Consider the following 23,705-nt stretch of genomic DNA (forward strand, 5'->3'; position numbering starts at 1 on the left):
CCGCGCGCGGGAAGCCTCCGTCAGCACGTCCGTCAGTACACGGGAAGCGTCCTCGGGCCGAGGTCGTCGCGGGCGGGCGGCGGGGCCAGGCGGACGGAGGCACCGAGCACGCTCAGGCCGTGCGCGGCCACGACGACCGGCTCCAGGGTCACGGCGACGACCTCGGGGTGATCGTCGACCAGCCGCGACACCCGCAGCATCAGCTCCTCCAGGGCAGGCGTGTCGACCGGTGTGGAGCCGCGCCAGCCGAACAGGAGCGGCGCCGTCCGGATCGACCTGACCAGCGAACCGGCCTCCCGGTCCGTGACCGGAATCAGCCGGTGCGCGGTGTCCCCGAGCAGCTGCGAGGCGGCTCCGGCGAGCCCGAACGACAGCACGGCCCCCGCCGCCGGATCGATGACGGCCCGTACGACGGTGTCGACCCCGCGCGGCGCCATCCGCTGCACCACCGGTCGCAGCTCCTCCGGCGCCCCGAACAACTCGCCCAACTCGGCGTACGCCCGCCGCAGTTGGTCCTCGTCCGCGAGATCCAGCCGTACGCCGCCCAGGTCCGCGCGGTGCCGCAGGTGCGGGGCGGTGGCCTTGAGGGCGACCGGGTAGCCAAGGGTGCGGGCGGCCTCGGCGGCGGTGTCGGGAGTGGGCGCGGGGAGCGCGCGGTGGACGTCGACGCCGTACTTCCCGAGCAGCTCGCAGGTGTCGTCGACGCCGAGGGTGAGGCCCTGCCCGCGCGCGAGGAGGCCGCCGATCAGCTCGGCGGACCCCTTCTCGTCGATGTCCTCGAACTCGGGGACCCGGCCGGGATCGGTGGCCTCGCGCCGCCACTGGGCGTACTTCACGGCTTCGGCGAGGGCGCGGACGGCGCGCTCGGCGGCGGGGAAGGCGGGGATGAGGCCGCCCCCTTCGGGGGCCGGCATCGCGGGGACGGCCTGCTCCGGTTCCGCGGCGCTCCGTCGGGGAGGTCCCTCCGCGGGGCGGGACCGGTCGGCGCCGCCCTCGGTGCCGGGCGCCTTGGAGGCGACCTGTGGTGCCGTGCTCATCGCGGCGGACAACGCTTCGGCCAGGCCGCCGAGTTCCACGTGCACCACCAGCACCGGCTTCCCGGGAACGGCCGCCGCGGCGGAGCGCAGCGCCTCCGCCAACGCCGCGTCTTCCGCCGGCCCCTCCCCCACCGCGGGTATCGCGGTCACGACCACCGCGTCGCACGAGTCGTCGGCCAGCGCACCCGACAGCGCCCGGTGGAAGTCCGTCGCCGTCGCCGCGGTCGTCAGGTCCACCGGCGGCGACGGCCGCAACCCCTCGGAGAGGCAGGCGTCGTAGGTCAGCAGCCCGAGCGACTCGGAGTTCCCGACGATCGCCACCCGCGGCCCGGCGGGCAACGGCTGGCGCGCGAGGAGCAGTCCCGTGTCGACCAGTTCGGTGATCGTCTCGACGCGGATCACGCCGGCCTGGCGGAGCAGCGCGGACACGGTCGCGTGCGGCAGCCGCGTCGCCCGTACCGCGTGTCCCTGGGGGGCCGATCCGGCGCCCTGGACGACGACCAGCGGTTTCGCCGCCGCGGTGCGCCGGGCGAGGCGGGTGAACTTGCGCGGGTTGCCGATGGACTCCAGGTACATGAGGGCGACATCGGTGTCGGGGTCGTCGTACCAGTACTGAAGGACGTCGTTGCCGGAGACGTCCGCGCGGTTGCCGGACGACACGAAGGTGGAGACGCCGGTGACTCCGGTGACCCCGCCGCCGCGCCGGTGCAGGCGGGAGAGCAGGGCGATGCCGATGGCGCCGGACTGGGCGAAGAGGCCGATGCGTCCGGGGCGGGGCATCTCGGGCGCGAGGGACGCGTTCAGGCGTACGTCGGCTGCGGTGTTGATGACCCCGAAGGCGTTCGGTCCGATGATGCGCATGCCGTACGTGCGCGCGTGGCGCACGAGTTCGCGCTGACGCTCGCGTCCCTCGGGGCCGCTCTCGGCGTATCCGGCGGTGACCACGACGAGCCCCTGCACCCCGTGTTCGCCGCACTCGGTGACGACTTCGGGAACGTGCTCGACCGGGACGGCGACGACCGCGAGGTCCACGGGGCCTTCGATGTCGCGCACGGAACGGTAGGCCGGCACTCCGTCGAGGTCCTTCTGCTCCTCGGGGAAGGCCTTGTTCACGGCGTACAGGCCGCCGGTGAAACCGGCGTCCCTGATGTTGTCGAGAACGCTGCGGCCCACCCCTCCGGGGGAACGGCCGACACCGACGACGGCGACCGAGCCGGGCACCAACAGCCGCCGTACGGACCGCGCTTCGGCGCGCTGCTCCCGCGCGCGCTGCACGGCGAGGGACCGGTCCGTGGGTTCGAGGTCGAACTCCAGGCGTACGACGCCGTCCTCGAAGCTGCGCTTCTGGGTGTAGCCGGCGTCCGTGAACACCTTGATCATCTTGTTGTTGGCGGGCAGCACCTCGGCGGCGAAGCGACGGATGCCGCGCTCGCGGGCGACGGCCGCGATGTGCTCCAGGAGGGCGGAGGCGACGCCCCTCCCCTGGTGGGCGTCCTGCACCAGGAAGGCGACCTCGGCCTCGTCCGCCGGGGCGGAGGCGGCACGCCCGTCGGCACTAATGCGGTCATAGCGTACGGTGGCGATGAACTCGCCGCCGACGGTGGCCGCGAGTCCCACCCGGTCCACAAAGTCGTGGTGCGTGAAGCGGTGGACATCCTTGGCGGACAGGCGCGGATACGGCGCGAAGAAGCGGTAGTACTTCGACTCGTCGGAGACCTGCTCGTAGAAGCTGACCAGGCGATCGGCGTCGTCGACGGTGATGGGCCTGATGCGCGCGGTACCCCCGTCGCGCAGCACCACGTCGGCTTCCCAGTGGGCGGGGTACTCGTGCCGGTCCGACGAGGTCTGCATGGGGCCCAGCGTACGGCTCGCGTCCGACAACGGCGCGAGGCAGTCTGTGGGCAACAACAGAGCACGGGAAGTCGGGCCGAGGCCGCGGTCCGACCACTCGTTCCGGACGGTTCGCAGGACCGGTCCGGGCTCGCTTCACGTGTGGGAAACTGGTCTAGACAACCCTGAGACTCTGAAGGGCAGCATCACATGGCTGAGCGCCGCGTCAACGTCGGCTGGGCGGAGGGCCTTCACGCCCGCCCCGCCTCCATCTTCGTCCGGGCCACCACGGCCGCGGGTATCCCCGTGACGATCGCCAAGGCCGACGGCAACCCCGTCAACGCGGCCTCCATGCTCGCGGTCCTGGGCCTGGGCGCCCAGGGCGGCGAGGAGATCGTCCTCGCGTCGGACGCCGAGGGCGCGGACGCGGCCCTCGACCGGCTGGCGAAGCTGGTCGCGGAAGGTCTTGAGGAACTCCCCGAGACTGTCTGAGCACCACCCAATTGAGGGTTGCGGTGCTTTTCGCCCAAAAACCGATGCACCACAACCTCGAAGGGCTCGTCCGAATTACCGGGCGAGCCCTTCGCAATTCCACTTGCGGGCAGCATAAATAATCCCCCGCGAATTAGCTTCTCTTTGTATACGGCGCCCGTGTTAATGCCGCAGACCCGACATGTTTACGGGAGGTTGCGAAGTCCTCACACGGTCCGTGCCGTTCGCGCCGTTCGCCCCGCCGGGAAAGCGCAGCCGGTGCGCGGTGCCCGCGCGCTCGGTGTGCAGGGCGGTGATCGCCCGGGCGCGCTCGCTGTCCCCGCGGGCCACGGCGTCCACGATGGCCCCGTGTTCGGCCCAGGACTCGACGGGGTTGGCCGGTGCGTCCACCGCGTACATCCAGGCGATCTTGTGCCGCAGCTGAGTCAGCATCGAGGTCAGCGCGGGGCTCCCGGAGGCCTGCGCCAGCGTCTCGTGGAACCAGCTGCCCAGGGAGCGCAGATCCTCGCTGTTGCCGCGCCTGGCGCGCTCCTGGCCCAGTCTGACGAGGCCGCGCAGCACCTTGAGGTGGGCCTCGGTGCGGCGCTGGGCGGCCCGCGAGGCGCCGAGCGGCTCCAGCAGCATCCGCATCTCCAGCAGGTCGGCGGCCTCCTGCTCGGTCGGTTCCGCGACGCACGCGCCCGCGTGCCGCCGGGTCACCACGAACCCCTCGGCCTCCAGCGTGCGCAGAGCCTCCCGGACGGGGACGCGCGAGACCCCGTACCGGCGCGCGAGGAGTTCCTCCGTGAGCCGGCTGCCGCGCTCGTAGACACCGGCGACGATGTCGTCCCGGATCGCCGTGCATACCGAGTGCGCCGGAATACGCATGTCCGACCTCCGCCTTAATCCCCGTGAAACGTCGACGATTGACGTGTGTTCCGTGACTCTATTGCAATGAGCGGGAATTTCCGATGGCGGGCCGGAATCCATGGATATTTTTTGGACAGGAGGGCTCCGGAAACGCCGAAAGCCCCGGCCGGGCGGGCCAGGGCTTCGGGAAGTGCGGCGCTACGTCGTCAGACGTTCACACCGTGCTTGCGGAGGTACGCGACAGGGTCGACGTCCGAGCCGTACTCGGCGGTCGTGCGGGCCTCGAAGTGGAGGTGCGGTCCGGTGACGTTGCCGGTCGCCCCGGAGAGGCCGATCTGCTCGCCAGGAGTGACCGTCTGGCCGACGGAGACACCGATGGACGACAGGTGCCCGTACATGGTGTACATGCCGTCGGCCATCTTGATCACCACTTGATTGCCGTACGAGCCGCCCCAGCCGGCCTCGACGACGGTGCCGGAGCCGACCGCGTGCACGGAGGTGCCGGTCGAGGCGTGGAAGTCGATGCCGGTGTGGGCACCGGAGGACCAGAGGGAACCGCCGGTCTTGTAGCCGGTGGAGACGTACGAGCCGGTGACCGGCGCGACGAAGGTGTTGAGCCTCTTGCGCTCGGCGGCGCGGGCGGCGCGCACCTCGGCCTCGCGCTCCGCCTTGGCCAGTGCGGCGGCCTTGGCGCGGGCGACCTCCTTGGCCAGCGTTTCGTCCGCGGCCTGCTGCTGGGCGGCGGCCTGGGCGTCGATCTTCTCGGCGACGGCGTCGCCCATGGCGATGACGGGGGTGAGGCCGGTCTGTTCAGGGGCGGGCTCCGCGGCGAACGCCGGGGCGGCGGCCAGGGTGCCTACGACGCCGGTGGTGGTGAGGGCCGCGACACTCGCGACACGAACGGTGGTGCGGTGGGTCCGGCTCGGGCGACGGTGCTTCCCGGTGGCGCGGGTGAACGCCATGGAGTGGCTGGTCCTTTCCTTCCTTCTCGCCTACCGGGTTAGCTGACGGGTTCGGAGCAGGAAGGTCTCCTACGGACCCCCTCGACGGGCGTCCGATTCACCCCAGGGACGTGGGTCCCCGGCTCCCCTGGCTCGCGCCGTACGGGGACTCGGCGATGACTGTCCGGTGCCGCGAGTGCGGCGCGGTGCCTGACGGACAGCCGGACCGACGCTAAGGGGGACGACTTTCAATCCCCAAACGGATCACGGGTTTTGTTGCACATGCCACAGGGCAGACGGGCAACCTCTCCCCCAATTCGGACATTAGGGGGCCCTGGTGACGCTTCAGTCACCAGGGCCCCCACGCGCGCGTGCCGCTCGTCGGCTCGCTACGGGTCGTCTACTCGGCCGCGACGACGGTCACTTCGCCGATGCCGAGCGCCTCGACGGGCTCCTTGATCTGCTCCGCGTCGCCGACCAGGATCGTCACCAGACGGTCCACCGGGAAGGCGTTCACGACCGCCGCGGTGGCCTCCACGGTGCCGGTCGCGGCGAGCTGCTGGTACAGCGTCGCCTGGTAGTCGTCGGGCAGGTGCTGCTCGACCTGGTCGGCCAGCGTGCTCGCGACGGCCGCGGCGGTCTCGTACTTGAGCGGCGCCACCCCGACGAGGTTCTGTACGGCGATGTCCCGCTCGGCGTCGGTGAGTCCGCCCTCGGCGAGCTTGCGGAGCACCGTCCACAGGTCGTCCAGCGCGGGACCGGTGTTCGGGGTGTCCACGGAGCCGCTGATGGCGAGCATCGAGGCGCCCGTGCCGTCGGGTGCCGAACGCAGCACCTGGCCGAACGCCCGCACACCGTAGGTGTAGCCCTTCTCCTCGCGCAGGACACGGTCCAGGCGGGAGGTGAGGGTGCCGCCGAGGCAGTACGTGCCGAGCACCTGCGCGGGCCACACGCGGTCGTGCCGGTCGGATCCGACGCGGCCGATGAGCAGCTGCGTCTGGACGGCGCCGGGCCGGTGCACGATCACGACGCGCCCGGTGTCGTCGGCGGTCACCGGCGGCACGGGACGCGGCTGCGCGGTGGAACCCGTCCACGAACCCAGGGTCTCGGCCAGGAGCGCGTCCAGGTCGATGCCGGTGAGGTCGCCGACGACCACGACGGTGGCCGTCGCGGGACGGACGTGCCGGTCGTAGAAGGCGCGTACGGCCCCGGAGTCGATCTTCTGGACGGTCTCCTCGGTGCCCTGGCGCGGGCGCGACATGCGCGAGGTCGCCGGGAACAGCTCCTTGGAGAGCTCCTTGGCTGCGCGGCGGGACGGGTTGGCCGTCTCGTGCGGGATCTCGTCGAGGCGGTTGCGGACCAGCCGCTCGACCTCGCTGTCCGCGAACGCGGGTGCCCTGAGCGCGTCCGACAGCAGACCGAGGCCCTTGGCCAGGCGCGAGGCCGGGACCTCCAGGCTCAGGCGCAGCCCGGGGTGGTCGGCGTGCGCGTCGAGGGTGGCGCCGGAGCGCTCCAGCTCGGCGGCGAACTCCTCGGCGGAGTGCTTGTCGGTGCCCTCGGAGAAGGCCCGCGCGGTGATCGTGGCGACACCGTCCAGGCCGGCCGGTTCGGCGTCCAGGGGCGCGTCCAGGAGCACCTCGACGGCGACGACCTGCTGGCCGGGGCGGTGGCAGCGCAGCACGGTCAGGCCGTTGCCGAGCGTCCCGCGCTCCGGCGCCGGGAAGGCCCACGGCCTGGCCTCGCCGGCCTGGGGCTGCGGGTGGAATTCCATCGTGGCGAGCTCGGTCACTTGGCCGCCTCCTCGTTCTCGTCGCCGGCCTCTGCTTCGTCATCCTCGTCCGCGACGGGCTCGTAGACGAGCACCGCGCGGTTGTCGGGGCGCAGGCGGGCCTTGGCGACCTCCTGCACCTCCTCCGCCGTCACGTCCAGGACGCGCTGTACGGCGGTCAGGGCGAGCTGCGGGTCGCCGAACAGGACGGCGTAACGGCACAGTTCGTCGGCGCGGCCCGCGACCGTGCCCAGCCGGTCGAGCCACTCGCGCTCCAACTGGGCCTGGGCGCGCTCCATTTCCTCGGCCGTGGGGCCCTCCTCGGCGAACCGGGCGAGCTCCTCGTCGATGGCGGCCTCGATGACCGGCACCTCGACGTCACCGGATGTCTTGACGTCCAGCCACCCCAGGGAGGGCGCTCCGGCGAGCCGCAGCAGGCCGAAGCCGGCCGCGACCGCCGTACGGTCGCGCCGTACAAGGCGGTTGTAGAGGAGTGAGGACTCGCCGCCGCCGAGGATGGTGAGGGCGAGGTCGGCCGCGTCGGACGCGCGCGTGCCGTCCTCCGGGAGCCGGTAGGCGCACATCAGGGCGCGGGCCGGGACCTCCTCGACGACGACCTCGCGCAGCTCCCCGCCCATCGTGTCGGGCAGCGCGCCGTCACGAGGTGCCGGCTTGCCGTCGTGCGACGCGATGGACCCGAAGTACTTCTCGATCCAGGCGAGCGTCTGCTCGGGGTCGATGTCGCCGACCACGGACAGGACCGCGTTGTTGGGCGCGTAGTAGGTGCGGAAGAACGCGCGCGCGTCCTCCAGGGTGGCCGCGTCCAGGTCCGCCATCGAGCCGATGGGCGTGTGGTGGTAGGGGTGGCCCTCCGGGTAGGCGAGGGCGGTCAGCTTCTCGAACGCTGTCCCGTAGGGCACGTTGTCGTAGCGCTGGCGGCGTTCGTTCTTGACGACGTCCCGCTGGTTCTCCATGGACTCCTCGTCCAGGGCGGCCAGCAAGGAGCCCATGCGGTCGGCCTCCAGCCAGAGCGCGAGCTCCAACTGGTGGGTGGGCATGGTCTCGAAGTAGTTCGTGCGCTCGAAGCTGGTGGTGCCGTTGAGCGAACCGCCCGCGCCCTGCACCAGTTCGAAGTGTCCGTTGCCCTTCACCTGTCCGGAGCCCTGGAACATCAGGTGCTCGAAGAGGTGAGCCAGGCCGGTACGTCCCTTGACCTCGTGGCGGGAGCCGACGTCGTACCAGAGGCACACCGCCGCGACCGGGGTCAGGTGGTCCTCGGAGAGGACCACGCGCAGACCGTTGGCCAAGCGGTGTTCGGTCGCTGTCAGACCGCCGGACCCTGCCTCGGCGGTGGCCGTGTGACCCATGGGCATGTACGTCCCTTCGATCGCGGATTCTCTGGCTGGAACCGCAGAAATCCTGCTCGTCCCGCCACTGTATGCAAGCGTGCGGACCGTCGGCGAAGTTCCCGGCGGACGTACGCCGAGAGCGAGATCGCGTAGCCTGCGGGCAGTCGCACACGTGGACTCACGCGGCAGCCGCCGGCGACGGACCCGAGCGGGCAACGCCGGGTCCTGGTCCGCGTTGTCAGTGCCGCGGTCCACAATGGTTCACGTCAAGACCCCGTTCACGCTTCAGCAAGAGTGAGCCGAAGGGGAGCGACCCCCAGGCGAGCGACCAGAAAAGAGGAGCCGGCAGCGATGGCCCGCCGCAGCACGAAGACCCCGCCGCCCGACGACTCGTTCGAGGAGCGGATCCTCGACATCGACGTCGTCGACGAGATGCAGGGCTCCTACCTTGAGTACGCGTACTCGGTCATCTACTCCCGAGCCCTGCCTGACGCCCGGGACGGCCTGAAGCCGGTTCACCGCAGGATCGTCTACCAGATGGACGAGATGGGCCTGCGCCCCGACCGCGGCTACGTGAAGTGCGCGCGTGTCGTCGGCGAGGTCATGGGCAAGCTGCACCCGCACGGGGACGCGTCGATCTACGACGCCCTGGTGCGCATGGCGCAGCCCTTCTCCATGCGCGTGCCGCTGGCCGACGGCCACGGCAACTTCGGCTCGCTGGGCAACGACGACCCGCCGGCCGCCATGCGGTACACCGAGTGCCGGCCGTCCGAGGCCGCCAACCTGATGACCGAGTCGATCGACGAGGACACGGTCGACTTCACCCCGAACTACGACGGCCAGGAGCGGGAGCCGGTGGCCCTGCCCGCCGCCTTCCCCAACCTCCTGGTGAACGGCTCGTCGGGCATCGCCGTCGGCATGGCCACCAACATGCCGCCGCACAACCTGGGCGAAGTCATCGCCGCCGCCCGCCACTTGATCCGCTATCCGAACGCGGACCTGGACACCCTGATGCGGCACGTCCCCGGCCCCGACCTGCCGACGGGCGGCCGGATCGTCGGCCTCACCGGCATCCGGGACGCGTACGAGACGGGCCGCGGCACCTTCAAGATCCGCGCCACGGTCGCCGTGGACAACGTGACGGCACGCCGCAAGGGCATCGTCGTCACCGAACTGCCCTTCTCCGTAGGCCCCGAGAAGGTGATCGCCAAGATCAAGGACCTGGTCGGCGCGAAGAAGCTGCAGGGCATCGCCGACGTCAAGGACCTCACCGACCGCGCGCACGGCCTGCGCCTGGTCATCGAGGTCAAGAACGGCTTCGTACCGGAAGCGGTCCTGGAGCAGCTCTACAAACTGACGCCGATGGAGGAGTCCTTCGGCATCAACAACGTTGCCCTGGTCGACGGCCAGCCCCTCACGCTGGGCCTCAAGGAACTCCTGGAGGTCTATCTCGACCACCGCTTCGACGTCGTACGGCGACGCAGCGAGTTCCGCCGCACCAAGCGACGCGACCGCCTCCACCTGGTGGAGGGTCTGCTCACCGCGCTCATCGACATCGATGAGGTCATCCGGATCATCCGTTCCAGCGACAACTCCGCGCAGGCGAAGCAGAGCCTGATGGACCGCTTCTCGCTGAGCGACATCCAGACGCAGTACATCCTGGACACGCCGCTGCGCCGCCTGACCCGGTTCGACCGGATCGAGCTGGAGTCGGAGATGGAGCGACTCAACGCGGAGATCGCGGAGTTGACCCGCATCCTGGAGTCGGACACCGAGCTGCGCAAGCTGGTCTCGACCGAACTGGCCGCGGTGGCAAAGAAGTTCGGCACCGACCGGCGTACGGTCCTGCTGGAGTCGGCGGGCGCCCCCGCCACCACCGTGCCGCTCCAGGTCGCCGACGACCCGTGCCGGGTGCTGCTCTCCTCGACGGGTCTGCTGGCCCGTACGGCGAACGGCGAGCCCTTCCCGGAGGACTCCGAGGCCCGGCGCACCAAGCACGACGTGATCGTCTCGGCGGTCCCGGCGACGGCCCGCGGCGAGCTGGGCGCGGTCACCTCGGCCGGCCGCCTCCTGCGGATCAACGTCGTGGACCTCCCGCAGCTCCCGGAGACGGCCGCCGCGCCGAACCTCTCCGGTGGCGCCCCGATCTCGGAGTTCGTCTCCCTGGACGAGGGCGAGACGGTCATCTGCCTGACGACCCTCGACGAGTCGTCCCCCGGCCTCGCCATCGGCACGGAGCAGGGCGTCGTCAAGCGCGTGGTCCCCGACTACCCCACGAACAAGGAGGAGTTGGAGGTCATCACGCTCAAGGACGGCGACCGGATCGTCGGCGCCGTCGAGTTGCGCACCGGCGAGGAGGACCTGGTCTTCATCGCGGACGACGCCCAACTCCTGCGCTACCAGGCCTCCCAGGTGCGCCCCCAGGGCCGCGCGGCCGGCGGCATGGCGGGCATCAAGCTCACCGAGGGCGCCAAGGTCATCTCCTTCACGGCGGTCGACCCGGCGGTGGACGCGGTCGTCTTCACGGTCGCCGGCTCGCGCGGCACGCTCGACGACTCCGTCCAGACGACGGCCAAGCTGACCCCGTTCGACCAGTACCCCCGCAAGGGCCGCGCCACCGGCGGCGTCCGCTGCCAGCGCTTCCTGAAGGGCGAGGACTGCCTCTCCCTGGCCTGGGCGGGCCCCGTACCGGCCAAGGCGGCACAGCGGGACGGCACCCCGGCGGAGCTCCCGGAGATGGACCCGCGGCGTGACGGCTCGGGCGTGTCGCTGGCGAAGACGGTGTCGGTGGTGGCTGGCCCGGTGTAGCGCCGACCGTCAGTCGTCCAGTTCCGGATCCGGATCCGGATCCAACTCGGGCTCGGATCCGGGTTGTTGGTCCATCTCCTGGTCCGACTCCGCTTCCTGTACGTAACGGAGGACGCCCCACATGCCGCGCTCGTCGGCGTGCGGGGCGTCTTCGTTCTTGCACGCCTCCAACTCCTTGCCGAGGGCGGGCATGTCGAGGCCGGTCCCGATGAGCACGAGCTGGGTCAGCCGGGCGTCACCGCTGCCCCAGGGCTCGGGATAGAACCGCAGGAACCGTCCTACGGCGTGAACGGCGTACCGATTACGTGAATCGTGGGCACCGAAATCGACGTACCCCTTGATGCGGTAGAGCCCCTCGGGCCGACTGTCCAGAAACCCCATCGACTTGCGCGGGTCCATGGGCACGTCGGAGGCGAAGGAGAGGCTGTCATAGGCGGCGTGCAGGTGGTCGGCGTGCGCGTCACCACCGCCATGGCCGTCACCGGTGTGTTCATGAAGGTCGTCGAAGGTCAACTGCCCGACGCGCTCCTCGTTCGGCCGACAGTCGAAGAGGAACTCCGGGTCGACACGGCCGTAGGTGGCGGGCACGACGGCGGCGCGGTCGGTGAGCGAGCGGACGAGGTCGAGGACGCGCGGGGCGTCGGCCGCCCGGTCCAGCTTGTTGACGACGACGAGGTCCGCGAGGGCGAGATGCCGGTCGATCTCGGGGTGCTTCGCGCGCGTGTCGTCGAACTCGGCGGCGTCGACAACCTCGACGAGCCCGCCGTAGACGATCGCCGGGTGCTCGCTGGCCAGCAACATGCGCACCAGTTCCTCCGGTTCGGCGAGTCCGCTGGCCTCGATGACGATGACGTCGATGCCGGCGGAGGGCCGGGCGAGTCGCTCCAGGTAGGTGTCCAGTTCGCTGGCGTCGACGGCACAGCACAGGCACCCGTTGCCGAGCGACACGGTCGAGTCACCTAGCGCCCCGGCCACGGCCAGCGCGTCGATCTCGATCGCCCCGAAGTCGTTGACGATCGCTCCGATACGGCTGCCTCCGCTGCGGTGCAGGAGGTGGTTGAGGAGGGTGGTCTTGCCGGAGCCGAGGAATCCGGCGAGGACGAGGACGGGGATCTGGTGGGGGTTCGGCGTCGGGGTTGGGGCCGGAGCAGGGACGGGGGCCAGAGCCGGGGCCGGGGTTGCGGTTGGGGCCGGAGCCAGGGTTGAGGCCAGGGCCGGAGCCAGGGGTGGATTTCGGCTCGGAACCGAGGTCGTGGGCAGGCTCGGATCCGTACTCGGAACCGACGCCGGATCGGTGCTCGGGCTCGGGCTTGCGCTCGGGCTCTGCTGGCTCAACGTGCGACCTCTTTCACGCCGACGCGTGCACCGGCTCGCGGTCCGGCACACGTACGGAGGTTGAATGCCGCCCCAGGATACGAGCCGGAAGAATCGCCGCGAAGTGAACGATTGTTAGCAGCACTTGCGGGGCAGACGTTGGGGAAGGCGCCGGTTCGTGCGACCCTCGCTTCCCTCCGTGCGCCTCCTCTCCGCCTCCCTGCCGATCAGAGCCGCTCGGCACTCTGGGAGACGGCAAGCGCCGCCCATCGCTCGCCGGTCCCCATCAGTCGACCCGCACCCGACGACCGGCGGACGGCCGCCTGATTCGGGGGTTGACATGGCCACACGGAAGCGCGGCACACGGGGGTTCACCACGCCCCTGGCAGCCGGTCTCGGCCTGGTGACGGGAGCTCTCGCCGTCATGGCCGCGCAACACCGCACGCTCCGCGCACTGCGCATCCGGCTCGACCACCTGGAGAAACAGGTCGCCAACAGCCACCACCACGCCAATCTGGCCACCCAGCAGCATCTGCACTGGCAACTGCTGAGCAAGGCGATCGACAGCCCGGAACTGGCCGAGGTCCTGGACATCTTCGAGGTACCCGCGTCCCAGCAGAAACGACGCCAATACCTCTTCGCGAACGCGCTGTACACAAATCTGCTGTTCTACTACCGCATCGGCAACATCAGCCGCGACGAGTTCTTCGGGTTCATCCGCGGTCTTGTGCAGAATCCCGTCGTCAGGGAGTACTGGAACGCGACTCAAGGACAGCGGGCGACGCTCGCCGAGGGCTCGGACGAGGCGGAACTCGGACGAATGGTCGACGAACTGCTACGACAGCTCGAAGAGGCCGACGGCGACGAGTGGTGGGTCGTAGGAGATCCGCCGAGCGACTGAGCGACGGCTCACCTTCAGGGGCGCGCCCCTCCGAATCACACCCTCGGGCCATAACGAACGGATCAAGTCCCCAGTTGTCCCAGACGTCACTGGGGTTGACTCACGCCTGATCGCGTAGAACGACTCCACAAGACGTCGCTCACGCCGCCGGATGACGAGCGCACCCCACAGGGCACCGCCTTCACCCCGCAGTCGTTGTGCGCAGATTCTTCAGACGTGAGAACCAGAGGGAATCAACAGTGAGTCAGATCATCCGTCGGATCGGTGTACCTCCCAGCGCCCGAGGGAGCGCGGGCGGGGGCAACTGCCCTGACATCTTCGAATTGGCCGACGGAAACTTCGCAGTGATCGGCACGGACCAGACGGACAAGCTCGACGGTCAGCTGCCGCCCGACGCGTCGAGAGCCTCCTATGAACGGATCGTTGTCATCACTCGGGACACACTCATCAAGGCCAAGGGCGACATTCCTGACTTGTAGCCGACGCGGACGATTCACTCCGCACTCCTGAGCATTCAGTCAGCACGCGTCAGCCGGGAGACACTGATCCGCGCCCCTATGGACATTCCTCGCGCCTGACGCCGCGGACCGCCGTCCGGCACAGGTCGGCACAGGGGGCGGGTTCGGCACCGACCGTGGCGCTGAACCCGCCCCTCCGCATCACCTTGGCACCGCCACCGGCGCCTCCACCCCCACATACCGAGCCACAGGCCGAATGATCTTCGAGTCCTCCGCCTGCTCCACCACGTTCGCGCTCCACCCCACCACCCGCGCGGCCGCGAACGTAGGCGTGAACATCTCCCGCGGCAGCCCGCAGAGTTCCATGACCAGCCCCGCGTAGAACTCGACGTTCGTGTGGAGTTCGCGCCCCGGCTTCAGCTCCGCGAGGATCCTCTCGACCTGGCGCTCCACCTCGACGGCGAAGTCGACCCGAGGCCCGCCGAACTGCTGGGCGACCTCGCGCAGCATCCGTGAACGGGGGTCCTCCGTGCGGTAGATCGCGTGGCCGAAGCCCATGATGCGGTCGCCGGCGAGGACGCGTTCGCGGATCCAGGGGTCGATACGGTCCGGGGTCCCGATCGCGTCCAGGGTGTCCAGGGCGCGGCTGGGCGCACCGCCGTGCAGCGGACCCGAGAGCGCCCCTACGGCCCCGACCAGACAGGCCGCCACATCCGCCCCCGTCGACGCGATGACCCGCGCGGTGAAGGTTGACGCATTGAATCCGTGGTCAATGGTTGAGATCAAGTATTGCTCGATCGCCCTGGCCTGCTGCTTGTCCGGTTCCGAACCCGTCAGCATGTAGAGGTAGTTGGCCGCATAGGAGAGATCCTCGCGCGGCTCCACAGGTTCGAGCCCCTGCCCCAGCCGGTACAGCGCGGTCAGCAGTGTCGGTACGGCCGCGGAGGCCACGAGGGTGTCCCGGCGGCGCGCGTCCGCGTCGATGTCGTACACCGGCCGGAAGCCCTTCGCGGCGCCGAGCAGCGACAGCGCCGTACGCATCCCGGACAGCGGTCCGGACGTCCCGCTCGCCGCCGCCACCGCGGGCAGCGCGGCCCGCACCTCGTCCGGCAGCCGGCGCAGCGCGGCGGTCTCGGCGGCGAAGGCGGCGCTCCGGTCCGCGTCCGGCAGTTCGCCGTAAGCGAGGAGATGCCAGACGTCCTCGAAGCCGCGGGTCTGCGCGAGTTCGACGGCGGAGTACTGGCGGTAGTGGTAGAAGCCCTCGATCCCCCGGACGTCACCGATTCGGGTGTCGGTGACAACGACGCCCGCGAGTCCCCGCGGAACCTCGATACGCGTGGCAGCGGCCCTGTTGATGGACATGTTTCCTCCCTGGACTTGATTCAAATGTCCATGGTTGACTCAATCTCTGTCAATATTGATTGAATCAATACATGCAAGGAATGGATACCGTGGCCTCCATGCGCGATCAAGAACCCGCTCCCGGCCACCCCGAGCGACGGCTGAGCACCAAGGAGACCGCCGAACTGCTCGGCGTGAAGCCCGACACCGTGTACGCGTACGTGAGTCGCGGGCAGCTGAGCAGCAGGCGCGAGCCCGGCGGGCGGGGCAGCACCTTCGACGCCAAGGAGGTGGAGGCGCTCGCCCGGCGCAACAGACGGGAGAGCAGCGGGAGTTCGGGTTCCGGGGGCGAGCTGTCCGTACGGACCCGGATCACGCTCATCGACAAGGACCGGTACTACTTCCGGGGCGTCGACGCGACCGAGCTGGCCGCCCGCCACTCCTACGAGGAGATCGCGGAGTGGCTGTGGACCGGGGAGTTGCGCCCCGGGATCACGTTCACCGCGCCCAAGGCGGCCGTAGCCGTCGCCCGCCGCGCCGTGGACGCGCTGCCCGAACACACCGGCCCCACCGACCGGTTGAGGGTCGCGGCCATCGCGGCGGCGACCGCCGACCCGCTGCGCTTCGACCTGTCCGAGGACGCCGTGCTCGGCACCGCGCGCATCCTCATCCCCACCCTTGTCGCGGCCCTCCCACCGGTACGGCGTGCCCATCGCGACGGGGGACCGCTGGCCCACCGCCTGTGGGCACGGCTGAGCGGACATCCGGCTGACGAGGCGTCACTGCGCGTCCTGGACACGGCACTTGGGCTGCTCGTCGACCACGACCTGGCCGCGTCGACGCTCGCGGTGCGCGTAGCCGCCTCGGCCCGCGCGCACCCCTACGCGGCCGTCTCCGCCGGCCTGGGAGTCCTCGAAGGCCCCTTGCACGGCGCCGCCAGCGGCCTGGCGCACCGGCTGCTGCTCGACGTGCTCGACCAGGGCACCGCGGCCCCGGTGGTGGCGGACGAACTGCGCGCCGGCCGCCGTATCCCCGGGCTCGGCCACCGGCTCTACCCGGGCGAAGATCCACGCGCGCGTGCCCTCTTCGCCCTCCTGAAGGAGATCCCGGGCGCCGCGCCGGCCCTCGCCGCGGCCCGCGACATCGTCGCCACCACCGCCCGCCACACCCCGCTGCACGCCAACGTCGACCTGGCGCTCGCCGTGCTCACCGTCTCCTCCGGGATGCCCTCCACGGCGGGTGAGACGGTCTTCGCCGTCGCCCGTACGGCGGGGTGGATCGCGCACGCCCTGGAGGAGTACGGGGAGCGCCCGCTGCGCATGCGGCCCAGCGGTCACTACGTAGGCCCGAGGCCGCCCCAACCACTACCGGAGTAGGACACGAGCGGGCCGGAAGTCGCCCTCAGGCAAGTCAGGTTAGGCTCACCTCTGTGAGTACGTGCGCGACCGTCTCTCGGGACCTCGACGAGCCCATTTCCGGAACCGCGGCCACAGCGACGACGTGGCTGCTGCTGGAACAGCCCGGCCCTTGGGGTGCCAAAGCGCTCACTTCGAGCCACCTGGACCCCGCGCTGGGGCGTGCCCTGGAAGCGGCCGCCGCGGACACGGGCGTACGGATCGCCCTCATCCGGCGCCCCGGACGGCACGCCGACCCCGCGCCGTCACGGGTGCGCCAGGTGTACGCGGCCCACACCGTTCCCGGAAACGCATGGCTGCACAGCGCCATGACCACCGAACCGCGGGACCTGCTCGCCCTCGACTTCGCCGCCCTCGGCGCGGGCGATCCGCGCTCCTTCGGTACGGCGCTCGGCGGGCGGGCCCACACCGGTGACCCGCTCGCGCTCGTCTGCACCAACGGCAAGCGCGACCGCTGCTGCGCGCTCCTGGGCCGCCCCCTCGCCGCCGAACTGGCAGCCTCCGGGGTCGAGGGCGCCTGGGAGGTCACCCATCTGGGCGGTCACCGCTTCTCGCCGACGGTGCTCGTCCTGCCGTACGGCTACGCGTACGGGCGGGTCCAGGCGCACGGCGTCAAGGAGATCCTCCAGGGCGTCCAGGAAGGCCGTGTGGTCGTCGAGGGCTGCCGGGGTGCCTCGGCCTGGGAACGGCCCGCACAGGCGGCGGAGCTGGCCGTGCGGACGGCGGCGGGCGAGTACGCGATGGACGCTCTGAGCGTCGTACGGACGGACGGCGGCGCACCACGCTGGGAGGTGACCGTCGCGCACACCGACGGACGCCACTGGCGCGTGATCGTCGCCCAGGGAGCATCGCTTCCGCCCCGCCCGGAGAGCTGCGGGGCGTCGGTCCTCGGCGCACCGGCGCGGATGGACGTGGTGGCGGTGCGCGAGCTGACGACGGCGCTGGCGGGCTGACCCGCCCGGCACCGGGGAGCCCGACCGGCTTCCGTGGGAAATCACCCTCTACTGGAGGCCGCTTTCCCCAAGAACTGGTCAAGAGATCCACGCCACACCCCTGGGGCAGCCCCCGCCCCGCCACGTACCGTCAGGGGTATGAGCCCCACTCCCCCCGCACGCCGCCGTCGCCTCGGGCTGCCGCGGCGGGTGTTCTCTCAGGTGCTGCTGATGCAGCTGGCGATCGCCGCGGGAGTCGCGGTCCTGGCGACCGGGCTGTTCCTCGCGCCGCTGAGCAAGCAGCTGGACCAGGAGGCGATGAACCGCGCCCTGGCCATCGCCCAGACGACCGCGCAGCAGCCGCAGATCGTCAAGGACATCCAGAACACTCCTCCGACCGTGGGCGGACCCGTGCAGCGGGAGGCGGAGCGGATCCGGAAGGCCACCAAGGCCGAGTACGTGGTGGTGATGGACTGGCGGGGCATGCGGTGGTCGCACACGACTCCGAGCGAGATCGGCCGTTTCGTCTCGACCTCTCCCGGCCAGCCCCTGGCGGGTCAGGAGGTCAAGGAGATCGACAAGGGCACCCTGGGGCGCTCCGCGCGCGGCAAGGTGCCCCTGCGGGACGCCGACGGCACGGTCGTCGGGGCCGTCTCGGTGGGCATCAAGTACGACAGCGTCCGCGCGCAGTTGATCAGCGCGATCCCGGGGCTGCTGGCGTACGCCGGGGGCGCTCTCGCCGTCGGTGCGCTGGCGGCCTGGCTGATCTCCCGGCGGGTCCAGCGGCAGACCCGGGACCTGGCCTTCTCGGACATCTCGGCACTGCTCTCGGAGCGCGAGGCGATGCTGCACGGCATCCGGGAGGGCGTCGTCGCCCTGGACCGCACCGGCCGCATACGGCTCCTGAACGACGAGGCACGACGCCTACTGGGCATCGGCGACGAGGCGGTCGGCCGCTCCCTGGACGAGGCGCTCGGGGAGGGACGCACGACCGACGTCCTGGCCGGCCGGGTGACCGGCACCGACCTGCTCGCCGTGCGCGGCCAGCGGGTCCTGGTCACCAACCGGATGCCCACCGACGACGGCGGCGCCGTGGCCACCCTGCGCGACCGCACCGAACTGGAGCAGCTCGGCCGGGAGTTGGACTCGACGCACGGTCTGATCGACGCCCTGCGCGCCCAGGACCACGAGCACGCCAACCGTATGCACACGCTCCTGGGGCTGCTCGAACTGGAGATGTACGACGACGCCGTGGACTTCGTCGGGGAGGTGGTCGGTGATCACCGGGCCACCGCCGAACAGGTCACCGAGAAGATCCAGGACCCGCTGCTCGCCGCCCTGTTGGTGGGCAAGGCGACCGTCGCGGCCGAGCGGGGCGTCGCCCTGTGGATCTCCGACCGGACCTGGCTGCCCGACCGGTTGATCGACCCGCGCGGGCTGGTCACGGTCGTCGGCAACCTGGTCGACAACGCGCTCGACGCCGTAGCGGGCACACCGCACGCACGCGTGGAGGTCGAATTGCGGACGGAGGGGCGTACGGCCGTACTCCGGGTGCGCGACACGGGCCCCGGAATCCCGGAGGAACAAAGGGAGTTGATCTTCACCGACGGCTGGTCCACGAAGAAGCCGCCGGCCCACGGCAAGCGCGGGATCGGCCTCTCCTTGGTACGTCGGCTCGCCGAACGGCAGGGCGGCAGCGCGGTGGTGACGGAGGCGTTCGGCGGGGGCGCGGAGTTCGTGGTCGTCCTGCCCGAGGCGCTGACCGAGCCGGGTCTGGAACCCGCTCTCACCGCCCCCGGGGAGACCGTCGAGGAGGAGTCGCGATGATCGAGGTCCTGGTCGTGGACGACGACACCCGGGTCGCCCAGGTCAACGCCGCCTACGTGGAGAAGGTGCCGGGCTTCCACGTGGCCGGCGAGGCTCACAACGCGGCTGAGGCGCTGCGCCAGTTGGAGACGTTGCCCCGCCTCGACCTGGTCCTCCTGGACCACTACCTGCCCGACGAGACGGGCCTGGCGGTCGTCCAGGAGATGCGCCGACGCGGCCTCCAGACGGACGTGATCATGGTGACGGCGGCCCGGGACGTGACGACCGTACAGGCGGCGATGCGGCAGGGCGCGCTGCAGTACCTGGTCAAGCCGTTCGCGTTCGCGGGCCTGCGGGCCAAGTTGGAGGCGTACGCGGAACTGCGCCGCACGCTCGACGGCGGCGGCGAGGCCGAACAGGCCGAGGTGGACCGCATCTTCGGTGCCCTGTCGGCGCCTTCGGAGCCCGGGCTGCCCAAAGGGCACTCCCCCACCACGGCGGAACTCGTGCGCCAGTCCCTGATGAACGCCCAAAGCCCCCTGTCCGCCCAGGAGATCGCCGACCGCACAGGGGTGAGCCGGCAGACCGCCCAGCGCTATCTGAAGCTCCTGGAGCGCACCGGACGGGCCAGGCTGACGCTCAAGTACGGCGACGCGGGCCGCCCGGAACACCGTTACGTGTGGGCGACCCGCGCCTGAGGGCACGGCCTGTGGGGGCGGGGGAAGGGGCCGTACCCCTTCCTCCTATACGGATGCCGACCGCACGGCCGTCAGCCTGTCGCGTTCTTGACGAACTCGGTCGTGTACGTCTTGTCGAGGTCCACATCGGCGTTCTTGATGGTGGGGTTGAACGCCTTGAGCACCTTCTCGACGGTCTCCGGGCCGTTCGTCGGCATCACGCCGTCCTTGGTGAACATCGGCAGCGTGCTCTTGATCGCCTCGGCGTAGAGGGACTTGTCGCCCTGGGAGTAGTCGGCGGGCATCTTGTCGGCGATCGCCGTCGCGCTGTGCGTGGACATCCACGCGAGCGTCTTGACGAATGCATTGACCATCTTCTGCACAGTTGATTTGTGGCCGTTCACCCAGTCCGTCTGCATGTACAGACTTGACGAGGGATACGGTCCACCCAGCGCCGCCTGCGATCCCTCGGGCGTGCGCATGTCGACGAGGATCTTGCCGGCCTTCTTGTCGAGGATCGTGGCGACGGTCGGGTCGGTCGTCATCCCGGCGTCTATGGAGCCCTGTTGGAGCGCCGCGACGAAGGTCGGTCCCGCGCCCACGGCGACCGGGGTGAACTCGCTGACGTTGACGCCGTTCTTGACGGCGAGGTACTTGGTGAGGAAGTCGGTGGAGGAGCCGAGGCCGGTCACGCCGAGCTTCTTGCCCTTGAAGTCCTTGGCCGACCTGACCTTCCCCTCCGCCTTGGTGGAGACGACCTCCACTTCGCCGGGCGCCTGCGAGAACTGCACCACGGACTCGACCGACTTGCCCTTGACCTGCAGGTCGAGCGTGTGGTCGTAGAAGCCGACGGCTCCCTGGACCTGCCCGGAGACGAGCGCGGTCTCGGCCTGGACGCCGGCAGGTTCGCTCAGCAGTTCCACATCGAGGCCCTCGGCGTCGAAGTAGCCGAGGCGCTGGGTGAGCATCGCGGGCAGGTAGATGACCTTGTCCAGGCCACCGACCATGATCTTGACCTTCTCGCCCCTGCCGTCGCCCTTGCCTCCGGAGCCGGTGGAGGCGGTGCTGGCCGCGTCGTTGGCGCAGGCGGTGAGCGAGGTGAGGGCGAGCAGGCCCGAGGCGGCCAGGGCGGCGTATCTGGCGGTCTTGCGCATGGCGGTTCACGTCCTTGTGAGGGTGCGGTACGGGAAGGAAGGGGGCTCTTCAACGGGCTTGCGGCGAGGGGCCGTTCAGCTGTCGGAGCCCGACGGCTTCCAGCGGAAGATGCGGTTCTCGGCGAAGGTGAGGAGCCCTTCGGCGACGAGGGCGACGACCGCGAGGATCACCATCGCGGCGTACACACCGGCCGCGTTGAAGGTGCCCTGGGACTGCGCGACGAGCAGGCCGATGCCCTTGGTCGCGCCGATGTACTCGCCGACGATCGCACCGATGAGGGCGAAGCCGAAGCTGACATGGAGGCTGGTGAAGATCCAGGAGGTGGCGGACGGGATGACCACCTGGAGAGTCACCCTGCGGTCGCTGGCGCCGAGGATGCGGGCGTTGGCGACCAGGTTGCGGTCGACCTCGCGGGCGCCCTGGAAGGCGTTGAAGAACACCGGGAAGAAGACGAGCACGACGGCCGAGGCGACCTTGGAGGACGGCCCGAGTCCGAACCAGATCACGAAGATGGGCGCGAGGACGATCCTCGGTATGGAGTTGAGCACCTTGATGTATGGACCAAGTATGTCGGCGAGCAAGGTGATCCGCCCCAGAGCAATACCGAACACGACACCGGCGATCACACCGATCACCCAGCCGAGCAGCGCTTCCTGCAGCGTGGCCCAGATCTGCTCCCCCAGGGACCCGAGCGCGGTCCCGTGCATCACCCAGGTGTAGATCTGGTCCCAGATCTTCGAGGGCATCGAGAAGTTGAACGGATCGATGACCTTGGCCCGGGAGAGCCATTCCCACAGGCCGAGCACGGCGACCAGGAGCAGCACGCGGGCCGCCCCGACGCCGACTCTGCGTTTACGGGCGGCACGCGCGCGTGAATGGGCGCGGTCCGTCTTGGTGCCGGGTTCGGTGGTGGGTGCCGCGATCTTGTCCTCGGGCATGACGTCAGGCGACATTGGCCGCACCCCTCTCGCGCGTGATGCGGACCTCTTCGCCCAGCGACTCCCAGATCTCGCGGTAGATCTCGATGAACCGCGGCTCCAGGCGCACGGATTCGACCTTGCGGGGGCGCGGCAGGTCGATGTCGAAGACCTGCTTCACGGTGGCCGGCCCGGCAGTCATCACGACGACCCTGTCGGCCAGCGCGATGGACTCCTCCAGGTCGTGGGTGACGAAGACGACCGAGGTACCGGTGCCCTCCCACAGCTCCAGGAGTTCGTCCGACATCAGGGCCCTGGTCTGCACGTCGAGCGCCGAGAACGGCTCGTCCATCAGAAGGATCTCGGGGTCGTTGACGAAGGTCGCGGCGAGCGCGACGCGCTTGCGCATCCCGCCGGAGAGCTGGTGCGGATAGCGGTCCTCGAAGGCGGAGAGCCCGACCCGGGCCAGCCACTCACGCGCCTTCGCCTTGGCCTCCGCCTTCGGTACGCCGCGGAAGCGCGGGCCCGCCATGACGTTGGACAGCACCGTGCGCCAGGGGAAGGTGGCGTCCTGCTGGAAGACGAAGCCGACCTTGTCGCCGACGCCGGAGACCGGCGTACCGGCCACCAGCACATCGCCCTCGGAGGGCTCTACCAGCCCACTGACGAGGGTCAGCGTGGTCGACTTGCCGCAGCCCGTGGGCCCGACGACCGCCACGAACTCGCCACGTCCGACGGTGAGATCGAGCCCCTTGACGGCCGTGTGCAGACCCCCCGACGGGGTCCTGAAGGTCTTGCTCGCGCCCCGCAGCTCGATGGCGGGGCTGGTGTCTGCGCTCATGGCCGGGACCGTAGATGTGGCGCGGACCACAGCAGCAGTCTTCTGGGCGCAAGCCGTTCTTTTGCTCGCAAGAGCCTGTTGTGCTCGTTTTGCTCGCGCTACAACTGCGGAGCCGAAACACGGGCTTAACGCTCGCCTGGCCTTGAGGAAAGAGGCCCAATGATTGACGTCATGGTCGTGGACGACGACTTCCGCGTCGCCGAGATCAACGCCAAGTACGTGGGGAAGGTTCCCGGTTTCCGGGTCGCCGCCCGCGCGCACAGCGCCGCCCAGGCGCTGGCCACCGTCGAGCGCGGGACGATCGACCTGGTGCTGCTCGACCACTACCTGCCCGACCAAACGGGTCTCGAACTCGTCCACCGCATGCGGCAACAGGGCCACACGACCGACGTCATCATGATCACGGCGGCCAGCGATGTGACGACCGTGCAGCGGGCGATGCGCCTGGGCGCCCTGCACTACCTGGTCAAGCCGTTCACCTTCGCCGCGCTGCGCACCCGCCTCGACTCGTACGCCGCCCTGCGCCGCACCGTCGACCGCGTCGGCGGCCGCGGCATCGCCGGCCAGGAGCAGGTCGACCGCATCTTCGGCGCCCTGCGCACGACCACCGTGCCGGCCTCCCCCGGCCTGCCCAGCGGCCACTCGGAACCGACCACCGACCTGATCTGCGGCGTCCTGCACAGCGCCGGCCACCCGCTCTCGGCCCACGAGGTCGCCGCCGAGACCGGCCTGAGCCGCTCCACGGCCCAGCGCTACCTCCGCCACCTGGAACAGGCCGGCCGCCTCCGCCTCTCTCTGAAGTACGGCGACACGGGCCGCCCGGAGCACCGCTACGCCTGGGTGGCGCCGTAGCCACGCGACAGCCGCACAACTT

General features: G+C 70.3%; 19 protein-coding genes and 1 riboswitch. Of the genes, 9 read left to right on the top strand and 10 right to left on the bottom strand.

Annotation, left to right across the window (positions count from 1 at the left end; genetic code table 11):
• Positions 1-32: 32 nt before the first annotated feature.
• Positions 33-2,888 (bottom strand): GNAT family N-acetyltransferase, encoded by a 2,856-nt coding sequence (locus OG504_RS15345; RefSeq protein WP_405990347.1) that lies wholly within the window; start codon positions 2,886-2,888, stop codon positions 33-35.
• 189 nt (positions 2,889-3,077) lie between these two features.
• On the opposite strand from OG504_RS15345, the gene OG504_RS15350 reads away from it, so the two are divergent.
• Positions 3,078-3,359 carry an HPr family phosphocarrier protein gene (locus OG504_RS15350; protein ID WP_019072943.1) on the top strand — a complete coding sequence of 94 codons (282 nt, stop codon included), beginning with the start codon at positions 3,078-3,080 and terminating at the stop codon, positions 3,357-3,359.
• A 162-nt stretch (positions 3,360-3,521) separates the two neighbouring features.
• On the opposite strand, the gene OG504_RS15355 is transcribed toward OG504_RS15350, so the two are convergent.
• The 4 genes from OG504_RS15355 to OG504_RS15370 all read right to left on the bottom strand — a co-directional run bounded on the left by OG504_RS15355 (position 3,522) and on the right by OG504_RS15370 (position 8,284).
• On the bottom strand, positions 3,522-4,226 hold the full coding sequence (locus OG504_RS15355) for a GntR family transcriptional regulator (protein WP_033283971.1): 705 nt from the start codon (positions 4,224-4,226) through the stop codon (positions 3,522-3,524).
• A gap of 188 nt (positions 4,227-4,414) precedes the next feature.
• A complete protein-coding gene (locus OG504_RS15360; protein WP_405990348.1) occupies positions 4,415-5,170 on the bottom strand; it encodes a M23 family metallopeptidase in 756 nt (251 codons plus the stop codon).
• A gap of 12 nt (positions 5,171-5,182) precedes the next feature.
• Positions 5,183-5,335, bottom strand: a riboswitch (cyclic di-AMP (ydaO/yuaA leader).
• 214 nt (positions 5,336-5,549) lie between these two features.
• Positions 5,550-6,938: a M16 family metallopeptidase gene (locus OG504_RS15365; protein WP_405990349.1), complete on the bottom strand. Its 1,389-nt coding sequence runs from the start codon at positions 6,936-6,938 to the stop codon at positions 5,550-5,552.
• Positions 6,935-8,284: a M16 family metallopeptidase gene (locus OG504_RS15370; RefSeq protein WP_405996339.1), complete on the bottom strand. Its 1,350-nt coding sequence runs from the start codon at positions 8,282-8,284 to the stop codon at positions 6,935-6,937. The genes OG504_RS15365 and OG504_RS15370 overlap by 4 nt, the downstream gene beginning before the upstream one ends.
• Positions 8,285-8,617: 333 nt before the next feature.
• Between OG504_RS15370 and OG504_RS15375 the strand changes: the two genes are divergently transcribed.
• Positions 8,618-11,074: a DNA topoisomerase (ATP-hydrolyzing) subunit A gene (locus tag OG504_RS15375; protein WP_405990350.1), complete on the top strand. Its 2,457-nt coding sequence runs from the start codon at positions 8,618-8,620 to the stop codon at positions 11,072-11,074.
• Positions 11,075-11,083: 9 nt separating this feature from the next.
• Here the strand turns inward: OG504_RS15375 and OG504_RS15380 are convergent, their stop codons facing one another.
• The gene (locus OG504_RS15380; RefSeq protein WP_405996340.1) at positions 11,084-12,238 is read right to left on the bottom strand and encodes a CobW family GTP-binding protein; all 1,155 of its coding nucleotides are present in this window, start codon (positions 12,236-12,238) and stop codon (positions 11,084-11,086) included.
• A 490-nt stretch (positions 12,239-12,728) separates the two neighbouring features.
• Between OG504_RS15380 and OG504_RS15385 the strand changes: the two genes are divergently transcribed.
• Together OG504_RS15385 and OG504_RS15390 are read left to right on the top strand one after the other, a co-directional pair.
• Complete coding sequence (locus OG504_RS15385; protein WP_405990351.1) at positions 12,729-13,289, top strand: DUF6082 family protein; 561 nt, start codon at positions 12,729-12,731, stop codon at positions 13,287-13,289.
• Between the two features lie 239 nt (positions 13,290-13,528).
• Positions 13,529-13,768 carry a hypothetical protein gene (locus OG504_RS15390; protein ID WP_405990352.1) on the top strand — a complete coding sequence of 80 codons (240 nt, stop codon included), beginning with the start codon at positions 13,529-13,531 and terminating at the stop codon, positions 13,766-13,768.
• 180 nt (positions 13,769-13,948) lie between these two features.
• On the opposite strand, the gene OG504_RS15395 is transcribed toward OG504_RS15390, so the two are convergent.
• Positions 13,949-15,109: a citrate synthase/methylcitrate synthase gene (locus OG504_RS15395; RefSeq protein WP_405990353.1), complete on the bottom strand. Its 1,161-nt coding sequence runs from the start codon at positions 15,107-15,109 to the stop codon at positions 13,949-13,951.
• Positions 15,110-15,207: 98 nt separating this feature from the next.
• Here OG504_RS15395 and OG504_RS15400 point away from each other — a divergent pair, with 98 nt between their 5' ends.
• The 4 genes from OG504_RS15400 (at position 15,208) to OG504_RS15415 (ending at position 19,939) form a co-directional block, all read left to right on the top strand.
• Positions 15,208-16,464 (top strand): citrate/2-methylcitrate synthase, encoded by a 1,257-nt coding sequence (locus OG504_RS15400; protein ID WP_405990354.1) that lies wholly within the window; start codon positions 15,208-15,210, stop codon positions 16,462-16,464.
• Between the two features lie 53 nt (positions 16,465-16,517).
• Positions 16,518-17,456, top strand: a complete 939-nt coding sequence (locus tag OG504_RS15405; protein ID WP_405990355.1) for a sucrase ferredoxin — start codon at positions 16,518-16,520, stop codon at positions 17,454-17,456.
• A 138-nt stretch (positions 17,457-17,594) separates the two neighbouring features.
• On the top strand, positions 17,595-19,262 hold the full coding sequence (locus OG504_RS15410) for an ATP-binding protein (protein ID WP_405990356.1): 1,668 nt from the start codon (positions 17,595-17,597) through the stop codon (positions 19,260-19,262).
• A complete protein-coding gene (locus OG504_RS15415) occupies positions 19,259-19,939 on the top strand; it encodes a response regulator (protein ID WP_318019261.1) in 681 nt (226 codons plus the stop codon). Before OG504_RS15410 ends, OG504_RS15415 begins: the two co-directional genes overlap by 4 nt.
• A 71-nt stretch (positions 19,940-20,010) precedes the next feature.
• On the opposite strand, the gene OG504_RS15420 is transcribed toward OG504_RS15415, so the two are convergent.
• The 3 genes from OG504_RS15420 to OG504_RS15430 form a co-directional block, all read right to left on the bottom strand.
• Complete coding sequence (locus tag OG504_RS15420; RefSeq protein ID WP_405990357.1) at positions 20,011-21,072, bottom strand: ABC transporter substrate-binding protein; 1,062 nt, start codon at positions 21,070-21,072, stop codon at positions 20,011-20,013.
• A 75-nt stretch (positions 21,073-21,147) separates the two neighbouring features.
• Positions 21,148-22,026: an ABC transporter permease gene (locus OG504_RS15425; RefSeq protein ID WP_405990358.1), complete on the bottom strand. Its 879-nt coding sequence runs from the start codon at positions 22,024-22,026 to the stop codon at positions 21,148-21,150.
• Positions 22,016-22,831: an ABC transporter ATP-binding protein gene (locus tag OG504_RS15430; protein ID WP_405990359.1), complete on the bottom strand. Its 816-nt coding sequence runs from the start codon at positions 22,829-22,831 to the stop codon at positions 22,016-22,018. Before OG504_RS15430 ends, OG504_RS15425 begins: the two co-directional genes overlap by 11 nt.
• A gap of 159 nt (positions 22,832-22,990) precedes the next feature.
• On the opposite strand from OG504_RS15430, the gene OG504_RS15435 reads away from it, so the two are divergent.
• Entirely contained in the window at positions 22,991-23,683 is a 693-nt protein-coding gene (locus tag OG504_RS15435) for a response regulator (RefSeq protein WP_384166191.1), read from the top strand.
• The last annotated feature ends 22 nt before the right edge of the window (positions 23,684-23,705 follow it).

It is taken from the genome of Streptomyces sp. NBC_00986 (genome assembly GCF_045162565.1).
Classification (GTDB): Bacteria; Actinomycetota; Actinomycetes; order Streptomycetales; family Streptomycetaceae; genus Streptomyces.

What these genes read in the sequence shown, in the direction of transcription:
- OG504_RS15345 (WP_405990347.1), bottom strand. Translation starts at nt 2,888, where the DNA reads ATGCAGACCTCGTCGGACCGGCACGAGTACCCCGCCCACTGGGAAGCC.
- OG504_RS15350 (WP_019072943.1), top strand. Translation starts at nt 3,078, where the DNA reads ATGGCTGAGCGCCGCGTCAACGTCGGCTGGGCGGAGGGCCTTCACGCC.
- OG504_RS15355 (WP_033283971.1), bottom strand. Translation starts at nt 4,226, where the DNA reads ATGCGTATTCCGGCGCACTCGGTATGCACGGCGATCCGGGACGACATC.
- OG504_RS15360 (WP_405990348.1), bottom strand. Translation starts at nt 5,170, where the DNA reads ATGGCGTTCACCCGCGCCACCGGGAAGCACCGTCGCCCGAGCCGGACC.
- OG504_RS15370 (WP_405996339.1), bottom strand. Translation starts at nt 8,284, where the DNA reads ATGGGTCACACGGCCACCGCCGAGGCAGGGTCCGGCGGTCTGACAGCG.
- OG504_RS15375 (WP_405990350.1), top strand. Translation starts at nt 8,618, where the DNA reads ATGGCCCGCCGCAGCACGAAGACCCCGCCGCCCGACGACTCGTTCGAG.
- OG504_RS15385 (WP_405990351.1), top strand. Translation starts at nt 12,729, where the DNA reads ATGGCCACACGGAAGCGCGGCACACGGGGGTTCACCACGCCCCTGGCA.
- OG504_RS15395 (WP_405990353.1), bottom strand. Translation starts at nt 15,109, where the DNA reads ATGTCCATCAACAGGGCCGCTGCCACGCGTATCGAGGTTCCGCGGGGA.
- OG504_RS15400 (WP_405990354.1), top strand. Translation starts at nt 15,208, where the DNA reads ATGCGCGATCAAGAACCCGCTCCCGGCCACCCCGAGCGACGGCTGAGC.
- OG504_RS15410 (WP_405990356.1), top strand. Translation starts at nt 17,595, where the DNA reads ATGAGCCCCACTCCCCCCGCACGCCGCCGTCGCCTCGGGCTGCCGCGG.
- OG504_RS15415 (WP_318019261.1), top strand. Translation starts at nt 19,259, where the DNA reads ATGATCGAGGTCCTGGTCGTGGACGACGACACCCGGGTCGCCCAGGTC.
- OG504_RS15420 (WP_405990357.1), bottom strand. Translation starts at nt 21,072, where the DNA reads ATGCGCAAGACCGCCAGATACGCCGCCCTGGCCGCCTCGGGCCTGCTC.
- OG504_RS15425 (WP_405990358.1), bottom strand. Translation starts at nt 22,026, where the DNA reads ATGTCGCCTGACGTCATGCCCGAGGACAAGATCGCGGCACCCACCACC.
- OG504_RS15430 (WP_405990359.1), bottom strand. Translation starts at nt 22,831, where the DNA reads ATGAGCGCAGACACCAGCCCCGCCATCGAGCTGCGGGGCGCGAGCAAG.
- OG504_RS15435 (WP_384166191.1), top strand. Translation starts at nt 22,991, where the DNA reads ATGATTGACGTCATGGTCGTGGACGACGACTTCCGCGTCGCCGAGATC.